Annotated in this window: 22 protein-coding genes and 2 tRNA genes; 17 read left to right on the top strand and 7 right to left on the bottom strand. The window is 44.3% G+C overall.

Annotation, left to right across the window (positions count from 1 at the left end; genetic code table 11):
* Positions 1–13: 13 nt before the first annotated feature.
* Both ABV001_RS06110 and ABV001_RS06105 read right to left on the bottom strand, forming a co-directional pair.
* The gene (locus ABV001_RS06110) at positions 14–1,957 is read right to left on the bottom strand and encodes a fumarate reductase/succinate dehydrogenase flavoprotein subunit (RefSeq protein ID WP_352421976.1); all 1,944 of its coding nucleotides are present in this window, start codon (positions 1,955–1,957) and stop codon (positions 14–16) included.
* A 19-nt stretch (positions 1,958–1,976) separates the two neighbouring features.
* Positions 1,977–2,651, bottom strand: coding sequence for a succinate dehydrogenase/fumarate reductase cytochrome b subunit (locus tag ABV001_RS06105; protein WP_352421975.1), 675 nt, complete (start codon positions 2,649–2,651; stop codon positions 1,977–1,979).
* A gap of 226 nt (positions 2,652–2,877) precedes the next feature.
* On the opposite strand from ABV001_RS06105, the gene trpS reads away from it, so the two are divergent.
* From trpS to ABV001_RS06090, 3 genes are all read left to right on the top strand, one after another.
* Positions 2,878–3,933, top strand: a complete 1,056-nt coding sequence (gene trpS, locus ABV001_RS06100; RefSeq protein ID WP_352421974.1) for a tryptophan--tRNA ligase — start codon at positions 2,878–2,880, stop codon at positions 3,931–3,933.
* Positions 3,934–4,025: 92 nt separating this feature from the next.
* Positions 4,026–4,922, top strand: coding sequence for a DUF2156 domain-containing protein (locus ABV001_RS06095; RefSeq protein ID WP_352421973.1), 897 nt, complete (start codon positions 4,026–4,028; stop codon positions 4,920–4,922).
* Between the two features lie 206 nt (positions 4,923–5,128).
* Entirely contained in the window at positions 5,129–6,034 is a 906-nt protein-coding gene (locus tag ABV001_RS06090; RefSeq protein WP_352421972.1) for a GNAT family N-acetyltransferase, read from the top strand.
* An 8-nt stretch (positions 6,035–6,042) separates the two neighbouring features.
* Here ABV001_RS06090 and corA read toward each other — a convergent pair whose 3' ends face one another.
* Positions 6,043–6,987 (bottom strand): magnesium/cobalt transporter CorA, encoded by a 945-nt coding sequence (gene corA / locus ABV001_RS06085; protein ID WP_352421971.1) that lies wholly within the window; start codon positions 6,985–6,987, stop codon positions 6,043–6,045.
* Between the two features lie 28 nt (positions 6,988–7,015).
* Complete coding sequence (gene rsmA, locus ABV001_RS06080; protein WP_352421970.1) at positions 7,016–7,831, bottom strand: 16S rRNA (adenine(1518)-N(6)/adenine(1519)-N(6))-dimethyltransferase RsmA; 816 nt, start codon at positions 7,829–7,831, stop codon at positions 7,016–7,018.
* Positions 7,832–8,007: 176 nt separating this feature from the next.
* Here rsmA and ABV001_RS06075 point away from each other — a divergent pair, with 176 nt between their 5' ends.
* The 13 genes from ABV001_RS06075 (at position 8,008) to ABV001_RS06015 (ending at position 19,489) form a co-directional block, all read left to right on the top strand.
* The gene (locus tag ABV001_RS06075) at positions 8,008–9,018 is read left to right on the top strand and encodes a lysylphosphatidylglycerol synthase transmembrane domain-containing protein (protein WP_352421969.1); all 1,011 of its coding nucleotides are present in this window, start codon (positions 8,008–8,010) and stop codon (positions 9,016–9,018) included.
* A gap of 6 nt (positions 9,019–9,024) precedes the next feature.
* Entirely contained in the window at positions 9,025–10,488 is a 1,464-nt protein-coding gene (locus ABV001_RS06070) for an aminoacyl-histidine dipeptidase (RefSeq protein WP_352421968.1), read from the top strand.
* 6 nt (positions 10,489–10,494) lie between these two features.
* Complete coding sequence (locus ABV001_RS06065; protein ID WP_352421967.1) at positions 10,495–10,995, top strand: flavodoxin domain-containing protein; 501 nt, start codon at positions 10,495–10,497, stop codon at positions 10,993–10,995.
* Positions 10,979–11,206, top strand: a complete 228-nt coding sequence (locus ABV001_RS06060) for an LPXTG cell wall anchor domain-containing protein (protein ID WP_352421966.1) — start codon at positions 10,979–10,981, stop codon at positions 11,204–11,206. Before ABV001_RS06065 ends, ABV001_RS06060 begins: the two co-directional genes overlap by 17 nt.
* A complete protein-coding gene (locus ABV001_RS06055; protein WP_352421965.1) occupies positions 11,203–12,855 on the top strand; it encodes a S8 family serine peptidase in 1,653 nt (550 codons plus the stop codon). Before ABV001_RS06060 ends, ABV001_RS06055 begins: the two co-directional genes overlap by 4 nt.
* Positions 12,855–14,111, top strand: a complete 1,257-nt coding sequence (xseA, locus tag ABV001_RS06050; protein WP_352422117.1) for an exodeoxyribonuclease VII large subunit — start codon at positions 12,855–12,857, stop codon at positions 14,109–14,111. Before ABV001_RS06055 ends, xseA begins: the two co-directional genes overlap by 1 nt.
* Before the next feature lie 31 nt (positions 14,112–14,142).
* Entirely contained in the window at positions 14,143–14,334 is a 192-nt protein-coding gene (gene xseB, locus ABV001_RS06045) for an exodeoxyribonuclease VII small subunit (RefSeq protein WP_323423767.1), read from the top strand.
* A complete protein-coding gene (locus tag ABV001_RS06040) occupies positions 14,331–15,023 on the top strand; it encodes a 2-C-methyl-D-erythritol 4-phosphate cytidylyltransferase (RefSeq protein ID WP_352421964.1) in 693 nt (230 codons plus the stop codon). Before xseB ends, ABV001_RS06040 begins: the two co-directional genes overlap by 4 nt.
* Before the next feature lie 93 nt (positions 15,024–15,116).
* Positions 15,117–15,590: an Lrp/AsnC family transcriptional regulator gene (locus tag ABV001_RS06035; protein WP_323423765.1), complete on the top strand. Its 474-nt coding sequence runs from the start codon at positions 15,117–15,119 to the stop codon at positions 15,588–15,590.
* Between the two features lie 168 nt (positions 15,591–15,758).
* On the top strand, positions 15,759–16,334 hold the full coding sequence (locus ABV001_RS06030) for a hypothetical protein (protein WP_294080684.1): 576 nt from the start codon (positions 15,759–15,761) through the stop codon (positions 16,332–16,334).
* 2 nt (positions 16,335–16,336) lie between these two features.
* A complete protein-coding gene (locus tag ABV001_RS06025) occupies positions 16,337–16,633 on the top strand; it encodes a winged helix-turn-helix domain-containing protein (RefSeq protein WP_294080686.1) in 297 nt (98 codons plus the stop codon).
* A gap of 21 nt (positions 16,634–16,654) precedes the next feature.
* Positions 16,655–18,832: a TonB-dependent receptor gene (locus ABV001_RS06020; protein WP_352421963.1), complete on the top strand. Its 2,178-nt coding sequence runs from the start codon at positions 16,655–16,657 to the stop codon at positions 18,830–18,832.
* 21 nt (positions 18,833–18,853) lie between these two features.
* On the top strand, positions 18,854–19,489 hold the full coding sequence (locus tag ABV001_RS06015) for a hypothetical protein (protein WP_294080689.1): 636 nt from the start codon (positions 18,854–18,856) through the stop codon (positions 19,487–19,489).
* 115 nt (positions 19,490–19,604) lie between these two features.
* Here the strand turns inward: ABV001_RS06015 and ABV001_RS06010 are convergent.
* Positions 19,605–19,678: transfer RNA gene (locus ABV001_RS06010), tRNA-Pro, on the bottom strand.
* 84 nt (positions 19,679–19,762) lie between these two features.
* Here ABV001_RS06010 and ABV001_RS06005 point away from each other — a divergent pair.
* Positions 19,763–19,835 (top strand) — tRNA-Gly (locus ABV001_RS06005).
* Between the two features lie 447 nt (positions 19,836–20,282).
* Here the strand turns inward: ABV001_RS06005 and ABV001_RS06000 are convergent.
* Entirely contained in the window at positions 20,283–21,116 is an 834-nt protein-coding gene (locus ABV001_RS06000) for an alpha/beta hydrolase (RefSeq protein WP_352421962.1), read from the bottom strand.
* Between the two features lie 75 nt (positions 21,117–21,191).
* Positions 21,192–22,004, bottom strand: coding sequence for a hypothetical protein (locus tag ABV001_RS05995; RefSeq protein ID WP_352421961.1), 813 nt, complete (start codon positions 22,002–22,004; stop codon positions 21,192–21,194).
* Positions 22,005–22,719: the final 715 nt, after the last annotated feature.

Genomic DNA, 22,719 nt, shown 5'->3' with positions numbered 1-22,719 from the left:
TTTTTATCCGCGTTTACGATTTGTAGTTTCTTTGTTGACGAACTACAAACTCATAATCAAGAGGTTCCTTGTACATCACCGGATCTTTGTCTTCTCCCTGGTATTCCCAGCAGGAAACATAGGAGAACTGATCGTCGTGGCGTAGCGCCTCACCTTCGGGTGTTTGATGCTCTAAGCGGAAGTGTCCTCCGCAGGACTCCTCACGGTCGAGGGCATCATGTGCCATCAGTTCGCCGATTTCGATGAAGTCAGCCAGACGCAATGCCTTTTCGAGTTCCACGTTGAGCGTTTCCTTATCGCCCGGAATACGTAAGTTGGACCAGAAATCTTTTTTCACCTGTTTCAACTTCTCGATGGCGTTTTTCAACCCTTCCGCGTCACGACCCATGCCGACGAAATCCCACATGATATGGCCTAACTCCTTGTGGATGTGATCCACCGAGTGTTTTCCCTTGATGCTCATCAGGCGGTCGATCCTGTCGTTGATATCTTTCTCGGCCTTTTCAAACTCCGGCGCATCGGTCTTAAAGCGGGGCACACCGATCTGGTCGGAAAGATAGTTTTGTATGGTGTAGGGAAGCACGAAGTATCCGTCTGCTAAACCCTGCATCAGTGCCGATGCTCCCAGGCGGTTGGCCCCGTGATCGGAGAAGTTGGCTTCACCGATGGCGAACAGTCCGGGGATGCTGGTCATCAGTTCGTAATCCACCCAGATGCCTCCCATCGTATAATGGATGGCGGGATAAATCATCATGGGTGTTTTGTATGGATTGTCGTCCACGATTTTTTCATACATCTGGAAGAGGTTGCCGTAACGGGCTTCCACCACGTCCTTGCCGAGGCGGTTGATAGCTTCGGCGAAATCGAGATAAACCGCCAGACCTGTGGTGCCCACTCCATAACCTGCGTCGCAGCGTTCTTTGGCGGCACGTGATGCCACGTCACGCGGCACAAGGTTTCCGAATGCCGGATAACGGCGCTCCAGGTAATAATCGCGGTCTTCCTCCTTGAGGTCGGTTGGTTTCAGTTTTCCTTCACGGATAGCCTGGGCATCTTCTATCTTTTTGGGTACCCAGATGCGCCCGTCGTTACGCAACGATTCCGACATAAGGGTCAGTTTCGACTGGAATTCGCCATGTACCGGGATACAGGTCGGGTGGATCTGTGCCATACAGGGATTAGCAAAATAAGCCCCTCTTTTGTAGCACTGCCATGCGGCCGAGCCGTTGGACGTCATCGCATTGGTCGACAGGAAGAAAGTATTGCCATATCCGCCGGTACCAATCACCACGGCATGGGCGGCAAAACGTTCCAGTTTTCCGGTGACCAGGTTGCGGGCGATAATACCCCGCGCGCGACCGTCGATAATCACTAAATCGACCATCTCGTAGCGGGTATAAAGTTTTACCTGTTTCTTGTGGATGGCACGGCTCAAAGCTGAATAGGCTCCCAGCAAGAGCTGTTGCCCCGTCTGGCCGCGGGCGTAGAAGGTACGGGAAACCTGCGCGCCACCGAACGAGCGGTTGTCGAGCAGACCTCCATATTCACGGGCAAAAGGAACTCCCTGTGCCACACACTGGTCGATAATGCTGTTCGATACTTCCGCCAGACGGTATACATTGGCTTCGCGGGCACGGTAATCACCCCCTTTGATTGTGTCATAGAACAGGCGGTAGACGGAGTCACCGTCGTTCGGATAGTTCTTGGCTGCATTGATACCTCCCTGTGCTGCGATTGAGTGTGCACGGCGGGGAGAGTCCTGGATGCAGAAATTCAGTACGTTGAAACCCATCTCGCCCAATGAGGCGGCTGCCGATGCACCGGCCAGTCCGGTACCTACGACAATGATATCGAGACGGCGCTTATTGGCCGGGTTCACCAACTTTTGATGGTTCTTGTAATTGCTCCACTTCTCGGCGAGAGGTCCTTCGGGTATTTTGGAATTTATCTTGTTCATAATATTCAATTGCTTTTAGTTATCCTAATAGGTTAGAGTATCCGAGGTAGACTGCTATGGGCACAACAGCAAATCCCAGGCAAATAACGGTCGATACCACATGTCCAAGTCCTTTTAGTCGCTTCATCCAGACACCGTTGTTCACTCCGGCTGAATGAAGCGCACTCCAGAAACCATGCATCAAATGGAACCACAGCGCCACGAAAGCCAACTCATAGAAGATCACAACCCAGATATTGGAAAATACTTCTGCTACCAATTGGGCGCTGTCATGCCGTGCACCGTCGATCATCAGCAACTCCTTGAACTGCATCTGATACCAGAATTGAAGAAGATGCGCGATCAGGAAAAACAATAAAAACAGTCCCAGGACGAGCATGTTTCGCGAAGACCAGGTAGTTTTGGTCTTGCTGGCGGAAGCATACCTCTCTTTGCCACGTGCCTTGCGGTTCTGTATCGTGAGGATAATTCCCCAGATAATATGGATCACGAAACCTGCCGCGATGACCCCGGTCCCGACAATAGCCCACCAGTTCGCACCGAGGACTTCATTGGCGAGGAAATCGTATGTCTCATAGCTGAAGAGCAATACAAAGTTCATCGACATGTGAAACAACAGGAACAGAATCAGAAAAAGGCCGGAAATGCTTTGGACAAATTTCCGCCCGATAGATGATTTGATTAGCCAACTCATAAAGTTCTCTTTTTTAAATTATTTTGATGTATTATTTTTTATGTCCCGGTTTTGCTGTTGCCGAAATAAAACCTTTGTTCAGCACTACAAAAGTACAACTTTTTATCTGTTTTCCCAGTACAATTTAATGAAATATTTCTTTAATTGTTCTTTGCCGGAGCAGGCGCCCTCAATTGCTGATATTTTGTTATCTTTGCATGTTCAACAAAAACGATATTGAATCATTATGGATATAGTATTAAGCGGTATTCGCTCTACCGGAAAACTGCATTTGGGGAATTATTACGGTGCGCTGCGTAACTTTATCAGGATGCAGGAGGAAAACAAGTGTTATTTCTTTATAGCTGACATACACTCCCTCACCACGCATCCCGACCCGAAAATGTTGCATGAGAATGTAAAGAACGTGTTGGTGGATTACCTGGCTGCGGGTATCGACCCCGAAAAATCGGTGATTTATGTTCAGAGCGACTTGCATGAAACGGCAGAATTGTATCTTTACCTCAACATGCACGTGGGGATAGGTGAATTGATGCGTACAGCCTCCTTTAAAGACAAAGCGCGCCAACAACTGCATATCGACCGCATGAATACGGAGGAAGGCGACGTTGAAAGGGAGATCTTTAATGAAAACAATAAGAACAGCGTAAATTCCGGCTTGCTGACTTACCCTGTACTCATGGCGGCCGATATCCTTATCCATAACGCAGATAAGGTGCCGGTGGGAAAAGACCAGGAACAACACCTCGAAATGACCCGCCGCTTTGCCCGCCGTTTTAATTATTTCTATGGGGTGGAATATTTCAAGGAACCGGTGGCCTATAACTTCGGAGAAGAATTGGTGAAAATTCCGGGACTGGACGGCAGCGGGAAGATGGGGAAATCGGAGGGAAATGCCATCTATCTGAGTGATAGCCCTAAAGAGATCGAGAAGAAGGTGAAAAAGGCGCTGACCGACGCCGGTCCAACCGAACCCGATTCTGTAAAACCTGATTATATAGAAAACCTTTTTACTATCCTTCGCGTGGTATCTTCCCCCGAGGTAGTGCAATACTACGATGAACAATGGAATTCCTGCACCATCCGTTATGGTGAACTGAAAAAGCAACTGGCCGAAGATATTATCAAAGTGACTGCTCCCATCCGTGAACGGATCCTGGATATAGAAAAAAATGACGCTTACTTGCGTAAAGTGACCCTTGAAGGAGCCGAAAAAGCCAGGGAAAGCGCCCGAAAAACCATAAATGCGGTAAGGGAGATAGTAGGCTTCAAGCCATTTTAAGAACGGAGTCCCTTTTGAGCGGATTTCTTTTAAACTTTTCAGCCGGTTGGTTGTTCACCCAAAAATAAATAGGAAACGAAAAGTATCTCCTTATGCTGACATTTAGATCGCTTGAATTAAAAGACAAAGATATTATTAACTCTTACCTCCGGCAACAGAATTACAGGGCGTCAGATCTCTGCTTTGCCAATTTATATTGCTGGGGGAGAAAATTCGACACTCAATTTGCCACCACACCCGATTGGTTGTTTATCCGGTTTAAAGATAATAACGGTCGGAATTCTTATCTCAAACCGGTTGGCACAGGAGATTTAAAAGTGGCCATTGCGCTTATTCAGGAAGATCATTTATCATTCAATTCACCTTTCCAGATGAGGGGGTTGACCAAAGAGATGATTGCCGGGATTGAAGCGGTGATGCCTGGGCGGTTCGACTACAAACTGAACAGGTCTGTCTCCGACTATATCTACACGACCGAAAAACTGATCGGCCTTAAAGGCAAAAAGCTGCAAAGCAAACGAAACCATATCAACCGGTTCAAACGGGAAAATAACTGGAAATATCATACCCTTACCGGTAACCCTTCAATGGTGAAGGAGTGTAAAAATATGCTCGAGCAGTGGATGGAAGTGCATAAGGAGGAAAAAGACCCGTCGCTGGTCTATGATGATTATGCCACTACACTGATGCTCGATAATTTTGAATATCTCAACCTGATAGGAGGGTTGATCTGTGTGGATAACGAGATAGCCGCCTTTACTATCGCCGAACAACTTACACTGGACACCATCGTGGTGCATGTGGAAAAAGCATTTACCGACATTCATGGTGCTTATACCATCATTAATCAGCAATTTGTGGAAAATGAGGCATCGCAGTTCCTTTACGTGAACAGGGAGGAGGATATGGGGATGGAAAATCTTCGTCGGGCCAAGTTGTCTTATCATCCTGATATTTTGCTCGAAAAATACAACGCGAGATTTAAATAATTCGGCTTCGCCAATTCAGTAGTTATTCGCTTCGCGTTATTCGATAGTTATTCATTCACTTCGTTCATGTTATTTCCCGCTTTGCGGGATAAATACAACCGAACAACAACTGAACAACAACCGAACTATAACCGAATAACAACCGAACAACAACTGAATAACAACTGAATAACAACCGAATAACAATCGAATAACAACCGAGTAGCATGATCCGTTTTGCCGATGAAATAACAAGACCGCAGGTGCGGAGGATGTGGAAAACCGTCTTCGGCGATCCGGATGACTATATGGAAGCCTACTTTCGCCACAAATACCATGACGAAAATACCCTGGTGTATGTCGAAGAAGGAAAAGTAGTCGCATCTTTACAAATGCTCTCTTATGGCTTTACCTTTTGTGGAACGGAGATCCCCATTATTTACCTTTCCGGTGTTTCCACCCTCCCCCAATACCGGAGAAAGGGATATGTGCGGCAACTGCTGGTCAGGAGTTTTGAAGAGGCAGCCCATAGGGATGTGCCACTGATGTTGCTTGTTCCCCAGGAAGAGTGGTTACTGAAATTCTATGATCGGTATGGTTTCGCACAGACTTTCGATACCGGAGAGGGGGAGTTGCCGTCGTTAAAAGCGTTGATTGAAAAACATCCGGGCGACTTGCTTGCAGCCTCCAGGGAATTCGATAATTTTTTCCGGCAAAATGATATGACCATACAGAAATCATTCGATGATTTCCGTGCCATGATAGAGGAGGCGGCACTTTTTGACTTTCCGGAGAAAAGAAGTTTGATAGGAATGGCGCGTGTGATTGATGCAGAAAGATTATTGTCGCTGTTTGCTGCGCGTTATGGTGGGAAATCATTTTCGATAACCGTGCATGACGAACTGGTCGAAAGCAACAACGCCCTCTATATAGTTGCGGATGGAAAAGTTGACAAGAGATTCCCCCGAAATGAGTCCGATGTACCCGACGGACAAGTCGCACAACCGGTCCTCACAACCAATATCAGAGAACTCGCAGAACTGCTTTTGGGATATCATACCTCAGAAAAAAAATATCCATTGAATACCCTTTTCCCCGAAAAACAACCTCAAATGCATTTCATGCTGGAATAACCACCCGCTCAAAGCCACTTCTTCTTCCTGAAATAATAGAGGATAAAGAGCGACGAGGCCACCATCAGGATGATGGCCCCGGGATACCCCCATTTTTTATTGAGTTCCGGCATAATGTCGAAGTTCATTCCGTAGATGCTTGCAATGAGTGTGGGCGGCATAAAGATTACCGAAACGATGGTGAATATCTTGATGATCTTGTTCTGTTCGATGTTTACATACCCGAGGAAAGTATCCTGTAGATAGTCGAGACGGTCGAAACTGAACTTGATATGCTCTACCAGCGAATTGATGTCCTTGATGATAATGGAGAGCTTGGGCTGTAATTCTACCGGGATAAATTCGCTCCGCAGCATACTCGATACGGTACGTTGCTTGTCGATAATATTCTCGCGGAGCATCATCGTTTTTTCCTGTAGGTTTTTGATTTCCGACAGCAGTTCCTCATCGGCTTCCTGTAAGGTAAGGGTATTACTTAACTGGGTGATCTTTTGGGTCATGTTCTCGATCATGTCGGCATCGAACTCCACGCGCGTTTCCAGGAGTGCTACCAGGACATGTGCCCCCGTAGGATAATTTCGCGGGTTAGCCGATATCTTCTTTACCGTCTCATGGAAAGAGATTAACTCCTGGCTGCGGACAGTCACTAAAATATTGTTCTTGAGGATAAACGATACCGGATCGGTTTCGAAGTTGGATAAAAGGAAGTTGGAGTTGACCACCAACGTGTCGTTCGTTTCTATATAACGCGACGACATCTCGATCTCGATCATCTCTTCTTCTTCCTGGATGTATATTTTGAGGAAATCTTCGAGTTCGTTTTCTACCTCTTCATCCACGTCGTTGAGGTCGATCCACAAAAAATTCCCGATGGGGTTTGACTTTAAGAAATCGAGGCTGCGGCTCAATCTCACGATACCGTCTTTATGATAAAAAAGTTTTACTTCCGCCATGGTGTCTCTTTTTTAATCGTGATTCAAATTAGTTCAAAAATGGTCTATCTCTTGTCCGGGGGGCTTGACTGACCAGCGGTTCCAACAGGTTGGCCAGTGCTTCGAATTGCTCGATCGACAGCTGCTCGGGTCGTTTCATTAGCATAGGGTCGTCGGGCAAAGGGCTCTCTTCGGATAGTAGTGACTTGACGGAGTTGCGAAGCATCTTTCGTCGCTGGTTGAATCCTGTCTTCACTACCATTTTGAATAACTTCTCATTGCAGTTGAGTTGCTTTCGCTTGTTACGGGTAAGCCGCACAACTGCCGATTTGACCTTGGGCGGAGGGATAAACGCCTGTTCGTCCACCGTGAAGAGGTACTCTATATCGTACCATGCCTGCAGCAAGACACTCAGAATACCGTATGTTTTACTGCCCGGTGAAGCCACCATGCGTTCCGCAACCTCCTTTTGGATCATACCCGAACAGCAGGGGACGGAGTCCTTATTGTCGAGTACCTTGAAAAAAATTTGTGATGAGATATGGTAAGGATAATTTCCGATAAGGCAGAAAGGTTTGTCAAAATACCGACTGAAATCCATCCGCAGGAAATCCTCTTCCAGAATTTTACCGTTCAACGTGGGATAATTCTCCTTGAGATAGGCCACGGACTCTCGGTCGATCTCCACCACGGTGAGTTCCCGTCCGTTCGCCAGCAGGAAATCGGTAAGCATACCCGTCCCAGGCCCCACCTCCAGCACGGGCAGCGTGGGGAATTCATCGAGGGTTGCCGCGATACGGCGGGCTATATCCTTGTCTTTAAGGAAATGCTGCCCCAGGTTTTTCTTTGCTTTTACCGGAAACATTGCAATATGGCGATTATTCCTTATCTTTACCGCCGCAAAGGTAACATTTTATTACATAAAACAGGACAAATGTGTTCATAAAAAAAGAGATACAATCGTTGGTCAGTTTGTGTCCGCTTGCCTTTGCTTAAGGGTGATAATCGTAGTTATGTAAGATATCAATTAACTGATAACAGGTGAAAGTAAATAAGGATTCGTTCAAGAGTCTGTTGAAGATACTATTTTCCCTCTCGCTCGGATTACTGATTATTTGGGCGATGTACAGGAATACCGATATGGGGGAGTTATGGAGTATCATCAAATCGGCCAATATCGGCGTGATCGCTTCTTCCCTTATCTTTGGGCTTATAGGAAATTATATCAGGGGATTGCGTTGGGAACTGTTCGTGAATTCACTTGGATATCACCCGCCCCGTGCCAGCCTCGTGTATGCCACCCTCGGCAATTATGCCGTCAATTTTGTGCTCCCACGTGCCGGGGATATATGGCGGTGCGGGGTAGTGAGCCGGTATGACAAGATTCCTTTTGCGAAGACCCTGGAGACCTTTCTGGTGGATAAGATGGTAGATGTTGTAGCAGGATTGGGCATAATCTTTATCAGTATACTGCTCTACATCGATTTTTTCGCCTCCTATCTGCAGGATAATTCAGAGCTGACTGAGGGATTGACCAATTTTTTTACATCTGCCTGGATGTATGCCGGACTCGCTGTCTTGCTGATCGCTATCCTGTTAATGTGTACGGTCTTCAGGAAAACGGCCTTCATGGAGAAAATACGTAAATTTTTCAATACGTTGAAAAACGACCTGACTCGTATCTCCAGGATGGAAGAGAAAAAACGCATAATAATTTACACGATACTGGTCTGGTTTTGTTTTTATTTGTATTTTTACATTTGTTTCTTCGCGTTTGATTTCACGAAAGAGCTTGGCCCTCTGGCAGGTCTGATAGTTTTCGCGATGACCAATATAGGTATTTCTGTCCCTGTGCAGGGAGGAATCGGACCCTGGCATTTCGTCGTAATCTCTTCGCTTCTCATCCTGGGAGTGGCGGAAAAAGAAGCACTCGCCTTTGCCGGAGCGGTATTTATAATCCAGTCGGTATGGCAGATCCTTTACGGTCTTTTTGGCGTACTCGCCATGCCGTACGTGAAAAGAAAAAAAACGTCTGACTTAAATGAAAAATAGAATATTATGGCTGTAGCAGAAATTTTGAATTTAAATCCGCAAAGAGTTTGGAACCACTTCTATTCACTTACCCAGATACCCCGCCCCACGGGACAGATGGAAGAGGTGACCCGTTTCGTGATGGAATTCGGGAAATCACTTAATCTGGAAACCAAACAGGACGGTGTTGGGAATGTGGTGATCAGAAAACCGGCATCCCAAGGTTACGAAAGCAGCAAAGGAGTAATCCTGCAATCGCACCTCGACATGGTGCCTCAAAAGAACGCGGATGTGAAACACGATTTTGCGAAAGATCCTATAGAAACCTATATCGATGGAGAATGGGTAAGGGCCCGTTCCACCACGTTGGGATCCGACAATGGTGTCGGTTGCGCCATGATGATGGCGGTGCTTGAAGACGACTCCCTGCAACATCCTCCACTTGAAGCCCTTTTCACCATCGACGAGGAAGTGGGGATGGATGGTGCAAATGGTATTGAAAAAGGGTTTCTGGAAGGCTCAATGATGCTCAATCTCGATACCGAAGAGGATGGTGAACTTTGTATAGGTTGTGCCGGTGGCAGGGATGTGAACGTCTCCTTCCGGTTCCAGCCCGATAAGGAGATCGACGAAGGTGACGTGGCTTATAAGATAAGCCTGCAGGGATTGAAGGGAGGACACTCCGGTGTGCAGATCCATTTGGGGAGAGCCAATGCAAACAAGCTGATGAACCGCTTCCTGAAGGATGTAGTGGCCAATTACGAGGCCCGCATAGCCAGCATACAGGGTGGATCGCTGCGTAATGCCATCCCGCGCGAATCATTCGTGGTACTGACCATTCCCGAACAACTCTCGGAGGATCTGGTTGATTTGGTGAGTGAATATGAAACCTTGTTCCGTGAAGACTTTGCAGGTATTGAAGAAAATATCTCCTTCAAGGCAGAGAGAACCGATATGCCTGACGCGCTCCTTCCCGAAGAGATACAGGATGATATTATTAATGCGGTGGAGGGATGTCCCAATGGCGTAATCAGCTATCTGGCCGACTTCCCCGGAGTGGTGGAGAGCTCATTGAACCTTGCCCTTGTACAATCTTCCGAAGATAGCGTAGAAGTAAAATTGTTGGTGAGGAGTTCATCCGAAAGCCGTAAGAACTGGGTTTGTTCCTCCGTAGAGAGCCTTTTCCATCTGGCCGGAGCAAAAGTAGAGTTCGGCGGTGATTATCCGGGATGGCAACCCAATGCTGCTTCCGAGTTGCTGCACACCATGGAGAGGATTTATCTGGAGAAATATGATAAAAGGCCGAAAGTGGTGGTGATTCATGCCGGATTGGAATGCGGTATCATCCAGTCGAATGTGGAACAAAAACTGGATATTGTCTCTTTCGGGCCGACTATCATTGGGGCGCACTCGCCTGATGAAGCGGTTCAGATAGCTACTGTGGGGAAATGCTACGATTATCTTATTGAAACGCTGGAGAATTTGAAATAATTATTCATGGGCAATACGCTGATTGTCTTTGCATCCAATCACGGCACGGTAGAAAAATGTGCACGGGAATTGTTCAGGAGAATAGATGGTAAGGTAGATATCTGTAACCTGAACAGGAGGGACTTTCTGCCCGATCTCTCAGGATACGATACTGTCATTGTGGGGGGATCCATACATAGTGGGCAGATACAGGAGGAGATATCATCCTTTTGTAATGAAAACCTGGAATTGCTTGTCACAAAACGGCTCGGGTTGTTTATCAACTGTATTTATTCGGGAGAGAAAGCGCAGCAGCAACTGGACGGCGCGTTTCCGGAGGTCCTCAGACGGAAAGCTGTGGCGCGTGATTATTTCGGAGGAGAGGTCGACAAACTGAAACTGAGCTTCTGGGAACGTGTAGTAACTACCCGGATGATAGAACAGGGAGATCTGGTTGTGGCCATCTCAAGAGAGAGAATTGAGCGTTTTGCCAATATAATATCATTAGTCAATGAGCCGGAATATTAAAAGACATATACTTTTTCCTTTGGTGTTGCTTGCCTATTTTGCCGTCATGGCTGTCATGGCATACCCCAGATACAAGGCATCCGGTAACTGGAGCGAGTATTTCAGCGTTATCGGGGGATGTTTGTTGATAGCGCTGTTGCTTTTCTTTATCCTTAAGAGAAGACAGAAAATAAGAGATCGGTTCTCTTCCAAAAAAGATCTGAATCAATGAGGTATTTATTCGTTTTTCTTTTATCTCTTTTTACGCTTTTCTCTTCAGGGCAGACCTCCAGTTATCCGCAATATTATAAATTCCGTGTTTACCTGAAAGATAAGGGGAACATTCCTTACTCATCCGATAATCCCGGGGCCTTCCTCTCTTCCCGGGCAATCGAAAGAAAAAAGAAAGAAAAAGTGGAGATCGACGAGTCGGACTTTCCTATCTCCCGCGACTATCATACATTGGTTGAAAAAGCCGGAGGAAAGGTCATCACGCATAGTAAATGGTTCGGTACCCTTGTTGTAGAGGTAAGCGACAGCCTGAGGATTGGGAATATAGAATCCCTCTCGTTTGTCGACTCAGTAAAATATATCTGGCGGGGTAACAAGCTGCCTGCCGGAGATAAGGCCCGTCCCCGTTTGGTGCCGGTGGATTGTGATGAGATTGCGGGTGCTGATACCGAATACGGGTTTACAGATGCACAGTTCCGGATGCATAATGCTGTTGTTATGGCTGATGCCGGATTCAGAGGGAAGAATATGCTGGTAGGTGTGATTGATGCGGGATTTACCAATTTTGATGTGATTCCCCGTTTCGAATCGGTCAGGGTAGGGGGGTATATGGACTTTGTGCCATCAGGGAGTATATTTGCCTCCAGTGACCACGGTACCAAAGTGTTGTCAACCATGGCGACCGACCTGCCGGGTGTGATGATAGGATCCGCGCCGGAGGCTACCTATTGGCTTCTGCGGTCGGAAGACACAACCAGCGAGTTCCCCGTGGAAGAAGATTATTGGGTGCGGGCAGTGGAATTCGCGGACAGCCTGGGAGTGGATATTATCAACACTTCACTGGGATACAATTCTTTTGACGACAAGTTATTGAACTATACACATGCCGAACTGGATGGAAATGTGTCGATGATGTCGCAGGCTGCCGATAAAGCCTACGAAAAAGGGATGTTGATAGTGGTGAGCGCCGGCAACGAAGGAAATAAATTATGGCAAAAGATTACCCCTCCGGCTGATGCGAAGAATGTGCTGGCTGTGGGAGCAGTGGGGACGGACAGTATCATTGCCTCTTTCAGCTCACATGGATTGACGGCTGATTACCGTATCAAACCCGACTTGGTTTCAGTGGGAAAAGAAACCATTACTATTGGCCGGGATGGGGCACTCGGACATACGAACGGTACTTCCCTCTCATCTCCTTTCCTGACTGGGCTGATAACCTCATTGTGGTCAGTGAATCCTACCCTGCACCGGTCGGAATTGATAGATATTGTGAAACGGTCGTCCGACAGGTATCTCAGTCCCGATTCCATCTATGGATATGGTATTCCTGATTTCCATCAGGCAATGAAAGAGATATTGGGGAAATTGGAGGTCTATTCTCAAAAGGTGACTGACAACGGATGGGATATTCGTCCTGAGTCTTCGGGCGATTATCTGGTGAGCCTGTCCGAACCGGTATTTTCTCCCTCGTCATATTCTTTCCGGGTACTCGATGAATCGGGTTATTTGATCTCCGGGTATAGATTTGGAGAGGAGACTACACTGCTTGTCCCGCTACAGGACAAGATACGCGAAAATAACCGGTTCTTTTATTTCGTGACCGAAGAACCGTTTAGGCAACGTATATATAAGGTGGAGATCCGATGATGAGTCAAGCCTCCCTCACATTATCCGAACTCAATCGTCAGGTGAAGGATGCCATCCGCACTCATCTTCCGGAGACCTATTGGATGCGGGCGGAGACAAGTGATGTGCGCCGTAACCGTAACGGGCACTGTTACCTCGAATTTATAGAAAAAGATGCTGCGACGCAATCCATCATTGCCAAAGCAAGGGGGGTGATCTGGTCGAACGTCTTTCAGATGTTGTCTGCTTATTTCGAAAATGAGACAGGACAGCAGTTTACATCTGGGATGAATGTATTGGTGCGGGTCTCGGTTGAGTTTCATGAACTTTACGGATACTCATTGACCGTGGTGGATATCGATCCCTCTTTCACACTCGGTGAGATAGCCCGTAACCGCCAACTCGTGTTGAAACAACTGGAAGAAGAGGGTGTTTTAACGCTTAACAGGGAATTGGCGTTGCCGGAATTGGCAAACCGGATCGCGGTGATTTCGTCGCCTACTGCCGCTGGTTATGAGGATTTTTGTGACCAGTTGGCAAACAACCCCGGAGGGCTCGTTTTCTATTCGAAACTGTTTCCCGCGATCATGCAGGGCGACAGGAGCGAGGCTTCCATTATTGCAGCATTGGAGAAGATATTCCAGTACCGGGATTTATTCGATGCCGTGGCCATTATCAGGGGTGGTGGGGCTTCCTCAGACCTGAGTTGCTTCGATTCCTATCTGCTGGCTACCAACGTAGCGCAGTTTCCACTTCCGGTGATAAGTGGTATTGGGCATGAGAGGGATGTGACCGTACTGGATATCGTGGCACACACCCGCGCGAAAACACCCACGGCAGTCGCGGAGTTTTTTATTGCCCGCCTTACCCGGACTGCCACAGAGCTTATCGGTTTGGAAGAGAGGGTGGTGTCTGAAAGTGGATCCCGCTTGTTGAAAGAACAAACGGATCTTTTCTCGTTGTCCAAAGAACTGGTACATCAATCCTCTCTTATGGTACAGAGGGAGGTGGCTGCCGTACAGCAACTTTCAGACAAAATGAAATATGGGGTGAGGCATTTGTTGCAGTATCAATCCCATGTATTGGAAAACAGGGCACAATTCATACAAATGGTTTCACCTGTGAATATTCTTAAACGGGGTTATACCCTTACGCTAAAGGATGGAAAGATCATTACTTCTCTTCAGGGCCTTTCCTTGGATGACGTGATTGAAACCCGCTTCAGGGATGGTTCGTCTACTTCCGTCGTCACCGGAATAAAGAAGCAGGAAGAGTAAATTCAGAAGATACAGGATTTTTAAAAGTAATATGGGAAAAATGACTTATACGGAAGCCAAAAAAGAACTCGAAACAATTGTTTCTGCGATTGAATCGGGGGAGTTGGATGTGGACGCGCTTACCGAGAAAGTGAAAAGAGCGTCGGAGCTGGTCGCTTTTTGTAAGGAAAAGCTGACCAAAACTGATAAGGAACTGCAGAAAATTTTAGATGATATCGTATGATCCCTGAAAAGAAGCAGAGCGTAATCATAGTGGCCGGAGGAAAAGGACTCCGGGCAGGGGGCGAGTTCCCCAAACAATTCCAACCCATCGGTGGTACACCTATGCTGATGCGAAGTGTCCGGGCTTTTTATGATTATGACGATAGGATGTGTATTATAGTGGTGCTGCCGTATGGAGCGCAGCCATTATGGTCGCGGTTGTGTGAACAATATCAATTTACTATCCCGCATACTGTGGTGACCGGTGGGGAAACCAGATTTCATTCCGTGAAGAACGGATTAGAGAAAATTACAGGGGATGGGATAGTAGGAGTGCATGATGGGGCACGTCCCTTCGTGACTTCAGGGCTGATAGGGAGATGCTTTGAAACTGCCTTCGAAAACCAGTGTGGAGTGATTCCCGTAGTGGATGAGGTCAATAGTGTACGCCAGCTCACCGGAACGGGCAGCAGGGTAGTCGACCGGAAGCAGTTGAGGCTTGTTCAGACTCCACAGGTCTTTCCGGCAGGTGAATTGAAGAGAGCTTATGAGATCGGTTTTGATCCTTCTTTTACCGATGATGCATCGGTGGCAGAGAAATGGGGTATGGAAATTAAGTTGGTAGAAGGGGAGGAGACCAATATTAAAATTACTACTCCTTTTGATATGGAACTTGCCGGATATTACAGCCAATTGATGGCAAATCGATAGAAATTCGGTGTTTTCATCAATAAAATTACTTCATTTTGTCAAAATATCATAGAAATTTATTACTTTTGAGGGATCAATCAAAAGCAGACACCTATGGAAAAAATAGATAAGTTAGATCGTCAGATTCTGGAGATCATTTCACAGAATGCACGGATTCCTTTCAGGGACGTAGCGGAGCAGTGCGGCGTATCGCGTGCCGCTATCCACCAGCGTGTACAGCGGATGATCGAAAACGATGTGATTACCGGATCAGGATACCATGTAAATCCCAAAGTGCTTGGCTATGCTTCCAGCGCCTATATCGGTGTGAAGCTCGAAAAAGGATCAATGTATAAAAATGTGATTCCGGAATTCGATAAGATTCCTGAAGTAACCGAATGTCATTTCACTACCGGCCCTTATACACTACTGGTAAAGATATTTGCACGGGATAATGAACATCTGATGGATCTGTTGAATAATCGGATTCAGGAGATACCCGGCGTAGTGGCTACGGAGACGATGATCTCGCTCAGCCAGAGTGTGAAGCGCGGAATTCCAATTATGAAAGATCTGAGTGAGGAATAGGCTTATATCTTCAGTTTGAGAGGTTTCTCTTAGAGATTTCTATATCTCAACGCAAAAAAAATAGAATTTTTTTCAATTTTATTTGGTTTATAATATAAACTGATTTATATTTGCGGCGTGATTATAGTTTATAGTATAAACCGATTTACATCAATAAAATAAAAAACAATGGAAGAGAGACAATTAAACGAGAAGGAGAGTTTGGAACTGATCGCTCGAATGATTCAGAACACGCAGCAGAAATTGGAGAAAGGCAATGGAATGCCCTTTCTTGTCTGGGGATACACTACAATTGTGGTGTCTTTGTTGGTATGGTACTTCTTATCGAGAACCGGGGATTACCGGATGCATTATTTATGGTTCCTTATCCCTTTAGTAGCCGGACCGGTGATGTTCTTCCTTGTCCGGAAAGATGAAAAGGGTGTGAAGACCTATATCGACAGGGTAGTCGGGTATGTCTGGACGGTGATAGGGCTGACCGGTTTTATGATTTCTATGGTAGCTATCTTTTTCTGGAATCTACCCATCCTGTTTATCATTATCCTGTTGATGGGAAGCGGCACTGCCATCACAGGACTGGTCATACGCTTTACGCCGATAGCTGTTGCCGGATTCGTGGGGATTGTGTTATCGCTTGCCTGTTTATTTACACAAGGAGTAGACCAGATACTGGTTTTTGCCGCAGTATTTCTGATGATGATGGTCGTTCCCGGTCATATTCTCAATGCAAAAGGGAGGAAATAAGTATGTTTGCATCGCTCGATCCGTTATTGCATTCCGAACTGCGGCTGGCTGTGATGTCCATCCTTATTTCGGTGGAAGAGGCCGATTTCGTGTATCTCCGGGAGAAGACCGGAGCGACAGCCGGCAACCTCAGCGTGCAGATCGACAAACTGAACGAAGCCGGCTATATTGAAGTGGAGCGGGGATTTTCCGGTAAGCGTACGCGTACTGTTTGCCGTGTTACTCGGAAAGGCATGCACGCTTTTAAGCAGTATGTGGAAGCGCTACAAAGTTACCTGAATCCCCCGAAAGAGGAATAATCACTCTAAAGAAATAGCATTATGCTTATTATAAAACGATTAGCGGCAACCGTTTGGTTGTTAGCCTGCTTTGCTGTTGCTTTTTCGCAAATGGTGGTAAAGATATCGGGTACAGTGCGTGATGAGGCCGGGCAACCGGTTCCTTATGCCAACGTGTATATTAAAGGAACGATGGATGGTGCATCTACTATGGCGGACGGGACATTTGGGTTTACAACCTCCGGGACTGGTATGATGACTCTTGAAGTTTCGTCTGTCGGGTATGTAACCTATTCAGTGACCGGAGAAGCTCTGAATATGGATAATTTGCAGATATTTCTAAAACCACAAACCAATAACCTGGATGAAGTGGTGATATATGCCGGAAATTATTCATTGAAAAATTCATCCACTATCAATAAGACCAAAGCGGTAGAATTGCTTTCCACTGCCGGATCGAACGGGGATCTCTTTAAGGCGATATCCATGCTTCCGGGAATGCAGGCACCCGACCGTGACGGCCGGTTATTGGTGCGGGGTGGGTCGAGTCGTGAATCGCAGACCTATATAGATGATATGCATGTGCTTTTACCATACACTGCTTCGTTTGGTGACGTCGGATCGCGCGGGAGGTATGCTCCCCAACTTTTCGAAGGGATCAGTTTTTCATTGGGAGGGTATGTTCCGGAGTATTCCCAGGGATTGTCAGCGGTATTGCCGTTGTATACCCGTGATGAAGCAAATGTGACAAAGGTAGGAGTAGATGTCATGAATGTGAGTCTTGGGAGTAGCGGCACGATTCCCTGGCATAACGGCTCATCCTCTTATAATTTGACTTATACCGACATGACTCTGTACAAGGAATTATTTTTCCCAAGCCTGAAATCCAAATGGCGACGTCCCTATAGACAGATCGGATTACAAAATCAATTCAGGTTTACACTTGGAAAGGATACCTATTTGAAGAGCTATCTCGCATATAGTAAAGCAGGCTTTGTCTTACTGTCTGCCGATCCGTTCAGTGCAGCCACACGCAATATGGAATTATCCGACGATGACTTATATATAAATACCACCTTTCGAAAAAAATTGGATAGTGGAGCCTCTTATTTTTTTGGAGCCGCCTATTCATCCAATCGACAAAATATGGAAAATGCCAGGACAATGAATGATTCCTATTTCACAAAAGAGCGTGAGATCCACTTGAAAAGCAAAGCTGATAAACGATTTAACGATTTTTACAAAATGACGGCGAGCGTTGAAACGTTTTTTAAGCGGTATCAATTTCATTATTCGGATACCACGTTGTTTGATATAAGTTTCAATCATGGTATCGGCGGGGCATTTATTTCCAATGATTTTGGTTTGGCAAAAAACCTGATGTTGAATATTTCGGCCCGTATGGAATATACATCGCTAAGCGAACAATGGCAATTATTGCCGCGTATAGCACTCGGGTATAGGTGGCGTGATCTGACATTTTCGGGTGTGCTGGGAAAGTATCAGCAGAATGCCGATAACGAGGTGTTGATATACACTCCTGATTTGTTGCCGGAAACCAATGTGCAGGCACTGGTCGGTATTTACTACGAAAGAGAAAATCGTATCTTCCGGCTGGAGGCTTACCACAAAAAATATGATCATTTGCCACATCTTTCAGAGGATATATCTCCATTTCTCCATTACAATTCCGAAGGAAGGGGTTATAGCAGAGGGATCGACCTCTTTTTCAATGATACCCGCTTTTTGGAACATTGGGAGTATATGCTTGCCTATTCATACAACGATTCACGACGGCAATATCTTGATTTTCCCTGTAGGGATATACCGCCGTTTGCCATGCGGCATAATGCGAGTGCGACATTGAAATACTCCAATTTTTCCATCCGGAGTATCATTAGTGTCAGTAACCGGTTTGCAAGCGGTCGCTATTATCATGACCCGAACCGTGAAGGATTTATGAACGGCCGGACACCCAATTATAATTCGTTGGATGCAAGCTGGGTCTATCTGGCCAACAAACGCACCATCATTTATCTCGGATTTTCAAATATTCTCAATCGACAGAACATTTACGGATATACTTTCAATGATAAAAGGACTCTGAATAACCGGTATGAGAGCCATCCGTTGACACAACAGATAAATCAGTCATTTTATATTGGGTGCTTTATATCTCTCGGAAAAAATGCGGCATACAATGTGTCGAACTTTTATTGATTCAACTCAAAATTTATTCTTATGAAGACAAATTTTTTTATTACAGCGTCAATCCTGTTGAGTATGATATTCTCCTCTTTCGTACAAGCGCAGACCGTGCGTGATAGTCGATATGAAGAGTATATGCAATTGGCTTTGAATAGGATGGATTCTGCCAAAACAGTAGAGGGTTTGCAGCAAGCCCGAAATCTATTCGACCGGATTTCAAAAAACTATGTTTCGGAATGGCTTCCAGCCTATTATGTGGCTTATTGCGATGTCAATAGTGTATTTTATGATCTAAAGTCGCCGCGTAACGGGATGATTTTGGAGGAGGCTAACAAGGTGATAGAGGATATGGATGTTTTTCCGAGTGCTGACCAGTCAGAAATCAATACGTTGAAGGGGTATTGCCTTATGGCTATGATTGCGATGAATCCTCAGGTGAACGGACAGCAATATTTCTCAGAAGTAATCCGGCTTTACGAGACTGCAATAGCGCAAAATCCGGAAAATCCACGTCCGGTAATTCTATTGGCCGATTTTGAGCGGCGCTTGCCGCCCTTTATCAGGTCTGATAAACGAAATCCGGATGAAGAAAAAGCCAAGGCTACTTTATTGTTCGAAAAAGAAAATCCGAATATTGAGAAGCCTTACTGGGGAAAATATTTTCTGTAAATAAAATGAAAAGTCTGATATTCAGCCTTTTATAATCTATGTTCCAGGTTTGTCCCGGCCATAGGGGCGACTATTCATCAATCATAGTCCCATTGCCGGATAGGGGGAAAAATTGTCGGGATGAGGTGACTCGAACACCCGACCTCCACGTCCCGAACGTGGCGCGCTAGCCAACTGTGCTACATCCCGATCAATTTGTGGCTGCAAAGGTAAATAATTTTTTTCGAATCAGAGAGGAATTCCACGAAAATTGATTATTTTTGTATCGGTAATGCGGCAATAGCTCAGTCGGTAGAGCATTAGCTTCCCAAGCTGAGGGTCGCGAGTTCGAATCTCGTTTGCCGCTCAATCATTATCAGGCACTTATCGATTTATTTCGGTGGGTGCTTTTTTATTAGTTCCTATATGGTTCCTAAAATAATTGCATTTAATCGATAACCTCCGATCCACCCCCAGGTGGAAATCTCTGCAGTAATAAGTTTATTTTTGTTTGTCCTGTTGCAGTCATACTGCAAACAGACTAAAAATATTAAACTATATGCGTTTGTATTAGAATTTTTATGGTTATTCCCCATCGGCTTGATGGCTGGCATACTCTTGACTTTGCTGATTTGCTTCGCAATTCGCAAACTCAAATAACAAACCGATATCACTCCGCTCTATAAAATGTGGAACGACAAGAGATAAACATCCATACAAGAAGTTCCAAAACACTATTCGAGAGCGTACGAAAATTAGTAATAATAAAGGATTAGAATAGTGATTCAAACTTGTGTAGGTAGTGTAACCTTATTTATTCAATTTTTTTGAGAAGATCGCTCATCTTTAGAAGTCCTCTGTAGTAACCTTCAAATATAGTGGAACTATGTTTTTCAATGTTTAAAGAGTCGTATTGCAACTCAATTCTACTACTATTCTCTATGATAGAACATGCTTGTTTTATCATGGGCTTAAAACTTTCTTCTATCTTATCCTTATGTCCATGAGCTAGATAGACTTGTAGTTTTTTTTCTCCCTTATAGGTCTCTGTAAAATACTGCATTTTATCAATCATCATATTTTTACTGTAATTATAGTTGGGAGATATAGCTATTATGTAGGGAAATAAATCAGGATGCTCTATCATTGCGTAAGTAACAAATGTTCCACCCAGAGAATGTCCGACCAATATCTTATTATTTCCGACATGATACCTTCTTTGAATAAAAGGAATTATTTCATTTGTTAATGACAAAAGCATTTCTTTCCCATGCCCCGGATCACTATACCCTTTTACTGATACAGAATCTGTGAAAGGAGGTGTCAATTCACTTTGTCTGTCTGAATTGAATATTCCCACAATAACACAAGGGATATTGGGATGGACCAACTCAAATGTTGAACAGAATAAATTAAATGTAGGAGGATATTGTGCGTCTAAAACATAAATGGCAAGTAATGAATCACTTTTAAGGTCTCCATCTACCCCGCTTCTATAGACCTGTAATTCTCGAACTTCTTCAAAATAGTCAGAATTATAAATATATCTATCACCCAGAGGCTGCATCGAGTAGAAGTCAGCTTGTGCATATATCAGGCATGTTCCAATTAATAGTAAAGTCAGGAGGAGAAGTGTTTTTGGTTTCATATATCTAAAAATCTAAAACTATGCAAAGTTACAAAAACTCAATTAAAATTTCTTTTGAAGGTATAGGAGTCATTCTTATTCGATTATTTCTGAATTGAAACGAGTCAAATCCCCAATATAATATTCATCTCCGGGCGTTTGATTATGAATAATTTCTAAGTGAAAAATTGAAAGTTCATTATATAATAATTCAATAGACCAGCTAAATTCTCCATCTACATTAAAAGGTTGAGTTGCGTTTAATTCAATGATATAATCTCCAACGGCTTTTCCGTTATATATTCGATCAGTGTGAACCCATGCTCCGTTAATGCAACTACTTATATAGCGTACACCTTTTAAGCTACAAGGTTCTTCTAAGGCATAATTGCCATTAATGTATTTAAGCCTTTTGCTTTTTAAAGGAATGGTAAACAGTCCTCCTTCATCAGGAAATGTAAATTTTTTTGTAATTTCTGATTCTATCTTATATTCATATCGGATATCTGAGCTTGCTTGAGATAAGTCAAATGTTTCATTAAGGCTGAATTTTTGATTAATAACAGTAATAGAAATTTTATCATCAACTGTTTTTTTATTAACATTTTCTTTACATCTTATTTTAAACTTTATGGCATTATCTTTAACAACATAATCTGAGAAAAAAAAATTATGATTCTCTGCCATAAAATCTATTTTTGAGGACTTTAAAAATAATTCTGCTTCGTGAGTACTAATATCAGGAATTGAGGTAAGCTGGATAATATATTCCCTTTCTTCTCCTTTTTCTGAGAAAACTTGGATTGTATTACCAATGACATTCAATTCATAGATATAAATTTCTTCTGTATTATGTTTATTACAACTGAACAGGAGAATTATTGCAAATGTGAAAGATATTAATTTCATATTCTTTTAGCATAAAATATTTCCAATTGCGGGGCAATTCTTGAAGACACAAGTTTGTCTCCTAAAGTTTTTTTAGTTGTATCGTTTTGAAAGTGACATTTTCTTCATAATTACAAAATTAATAATATCTTTTTAATAGTTATGAAAATCGAAATAGTTTACAAGCTAACATATTTAATTAATTTGTGCCGATTACCTCCCTGATTTGATTTTTTATTATTAAACCACCACTTTCCAAGAAGGATTCTTAAACTGAATTAAATTATCCTTAATTTTATATCAAGTGATCGATGAATTTCCTTCATTTAATGAGGATAATTTTATTAATAATCATCCTCATTAAATATTAAGGTTTAATATGCTCCTGATGGATATGGATGCGGAACACTTTTAAAGGATTGATTTAAATATGTTCTTGAAGGCATTCCTATAGGAGCTAGACCCTTATAAAATCTTCCAGAACCGAGAAAATGATAAAATTCAGAATTGTTCCGATCATATAATCTTCCCCAGTCCCACCACTCTTCTCTGAAGGTTTTATATTCAAAACTTCCAATGAATTTTTCAACACCTCTAATCGAGTTGGTTTCGCTCGTATTAGTATATTCGTAAGTAGGAAGTTTATAGGGATAGTCACGAGTTATTAACTTCTCCCCTTTCTTAGACAATTATTATTCAAAGATAAGTTAGTTTCCCGGGTTCGCCCGGCCGGGCG

The organism is Proteiniphilum sp. (assembly GCF_040307845.1).
In the GTDB taxonomy this organism is placed as follows: Bacteria; Bacteroidota; Bacteroidia; order Bacteroidales; family Dysgonomonadaceae; genus Proteiniphilum.
This window is presented reverse-complemented; position numbering and strand designations above follow the sequence as displayed.

Coding starts and splice junctions, on each gene's coding strand:
- ABV001_RS06110 (WP_352421976.1), bottom strand. CDS start 1,957: ATGAACAAGATAAATTCCAAAATACCCGAAGGACCTCTCGCCGAGAAG.
- ABV001_RS06105 (WP_352421975.1), bottom strand. CDS start 2,651: ATGAGTTGGCTAATCAAATCATCTATCGGGCGGAAATTTGTCCAAAGC.
- trpS (WP_352421974.1), top strand. CDS start 2,878: ATGGATATAGTATTAAGCGGTATTCGCTCTACCGGAAAACTGCATTTG.
- ABV001_RS06095 (WP_352421973.1), top strand. CDS start 4,026: ATGCTGACATTTAGATCGCTTGAATTAAAAGACAAAGATATTATTAAC.
- ABV001_RS06090 (WP_352421972.1), top strand. CDS start 5,129: ATGATCCGTTTTGCCGATGAAATAACAAGACCGCAGGTGCGGAGGATG.
- corA (WP_352421971.1), bottom strand. CDS start 6,987: ATGGCGGAAGTAAAACTTTTTTATCATAAAGACGGTATCGTGAGATTG.
- rsmA (WP_352421970.1), bottom strand. CDS start 7,831: ATGTTTCCGGTAAAAGCAAAGAAAAACCTGGGGCAGCATTTCCTTAAA.
- ABV001_RS06070 (WP_352421968.1), top strand. CDS start 9,025: ATGGCTGTAGCAGAAATTTTGAATTTAAATCCGCAAAGAGTTTGGAAC.
- ABV001_RS06065 (WP_352421967.1), top strand. CDS start 10,495: ATGGGCAATACGCTGATTGTCTTTGCATCCAATCACGGCACGGTAGAA.
- ABV001_RS06060 (WP_352421966.1), top strand. CDS start 10,979: ATGAGCCGGAATATTAAAAGACATATACTTTTTCCTTTGGTGTTGCTT.
- ABV001_RS06055 (WP_352421965.1), top strand. CDS start 11,203: ATGAGGTATTTATTCGTTTTTCTTTTATCTCTTTTTACGCTTTTCTCT.
- xseA (WP_352422117.1), top strand. CDS start 12,855: ATGAGTCAAGCCTCCCTCACATTATCCGAACTCAATCGTCAGGTGAAG.
- xseB (WP_323423767.1), top strand. CDS start 14,143: ATGGGAAAAATGACTTATACGGAAGCCAAAAAAGAACTCGAAACAATT.
- ABV001_RS06040 (WP_352421964.1), top strand. CDS start 14,331: ATGATCCCTGAAAAGAAGCAGAGCGTAATCATAGTGGCCGGAGGAAAA.
- ABV001_RS06035 (WP_323423765.1), top strand. CDS start 15,117: ATGGAAAAAATAGATAAGTTAGATCGTCAGATTCTGGAGATCATTTCA.
- ABV001_RS06030 (WP_294080684.1), top strand. CDS start 15,759: ATGGAAGAGAGACAATTAAACGAGAAGGAGAGTTTGGAACTGATCGCT.
- ABV001_RS06025 (WP_294080686.1), top strand. CDS start 16,337: ATGTTTGCATCGCTCGATCCGTTATTGCATTCCGAACTGCGGCTGGCT.
- ABV001_RS06020 (WP_352421963.1), top strand. CDS start 16,655: ATGCTTATTATAAAACGATTAGCGGCAACCGTTTGGTTGTTAGCCTGC.
- ABV001_RS06015 (WP_294080689.1), top strand. CDS start 18,854: ATGAAGACAAATTTTTTTATTACAGCGTCAATCCTGTTGAGTATGATA.
- ABV001_RS06000 (WP_352421962.1), bottom strand. CDS start 21,116: ATGAAACCAAAAACACTTCTCCTCCTGACTTTACTATTAATTGGAACA.
- ABV001_RS05995 (WP_352421961.1), bottom strand. CDS start 22,004: ATGAAATTAATATCTTTCACATTTGCAATAATTCTCCTGTTCAGTTGT.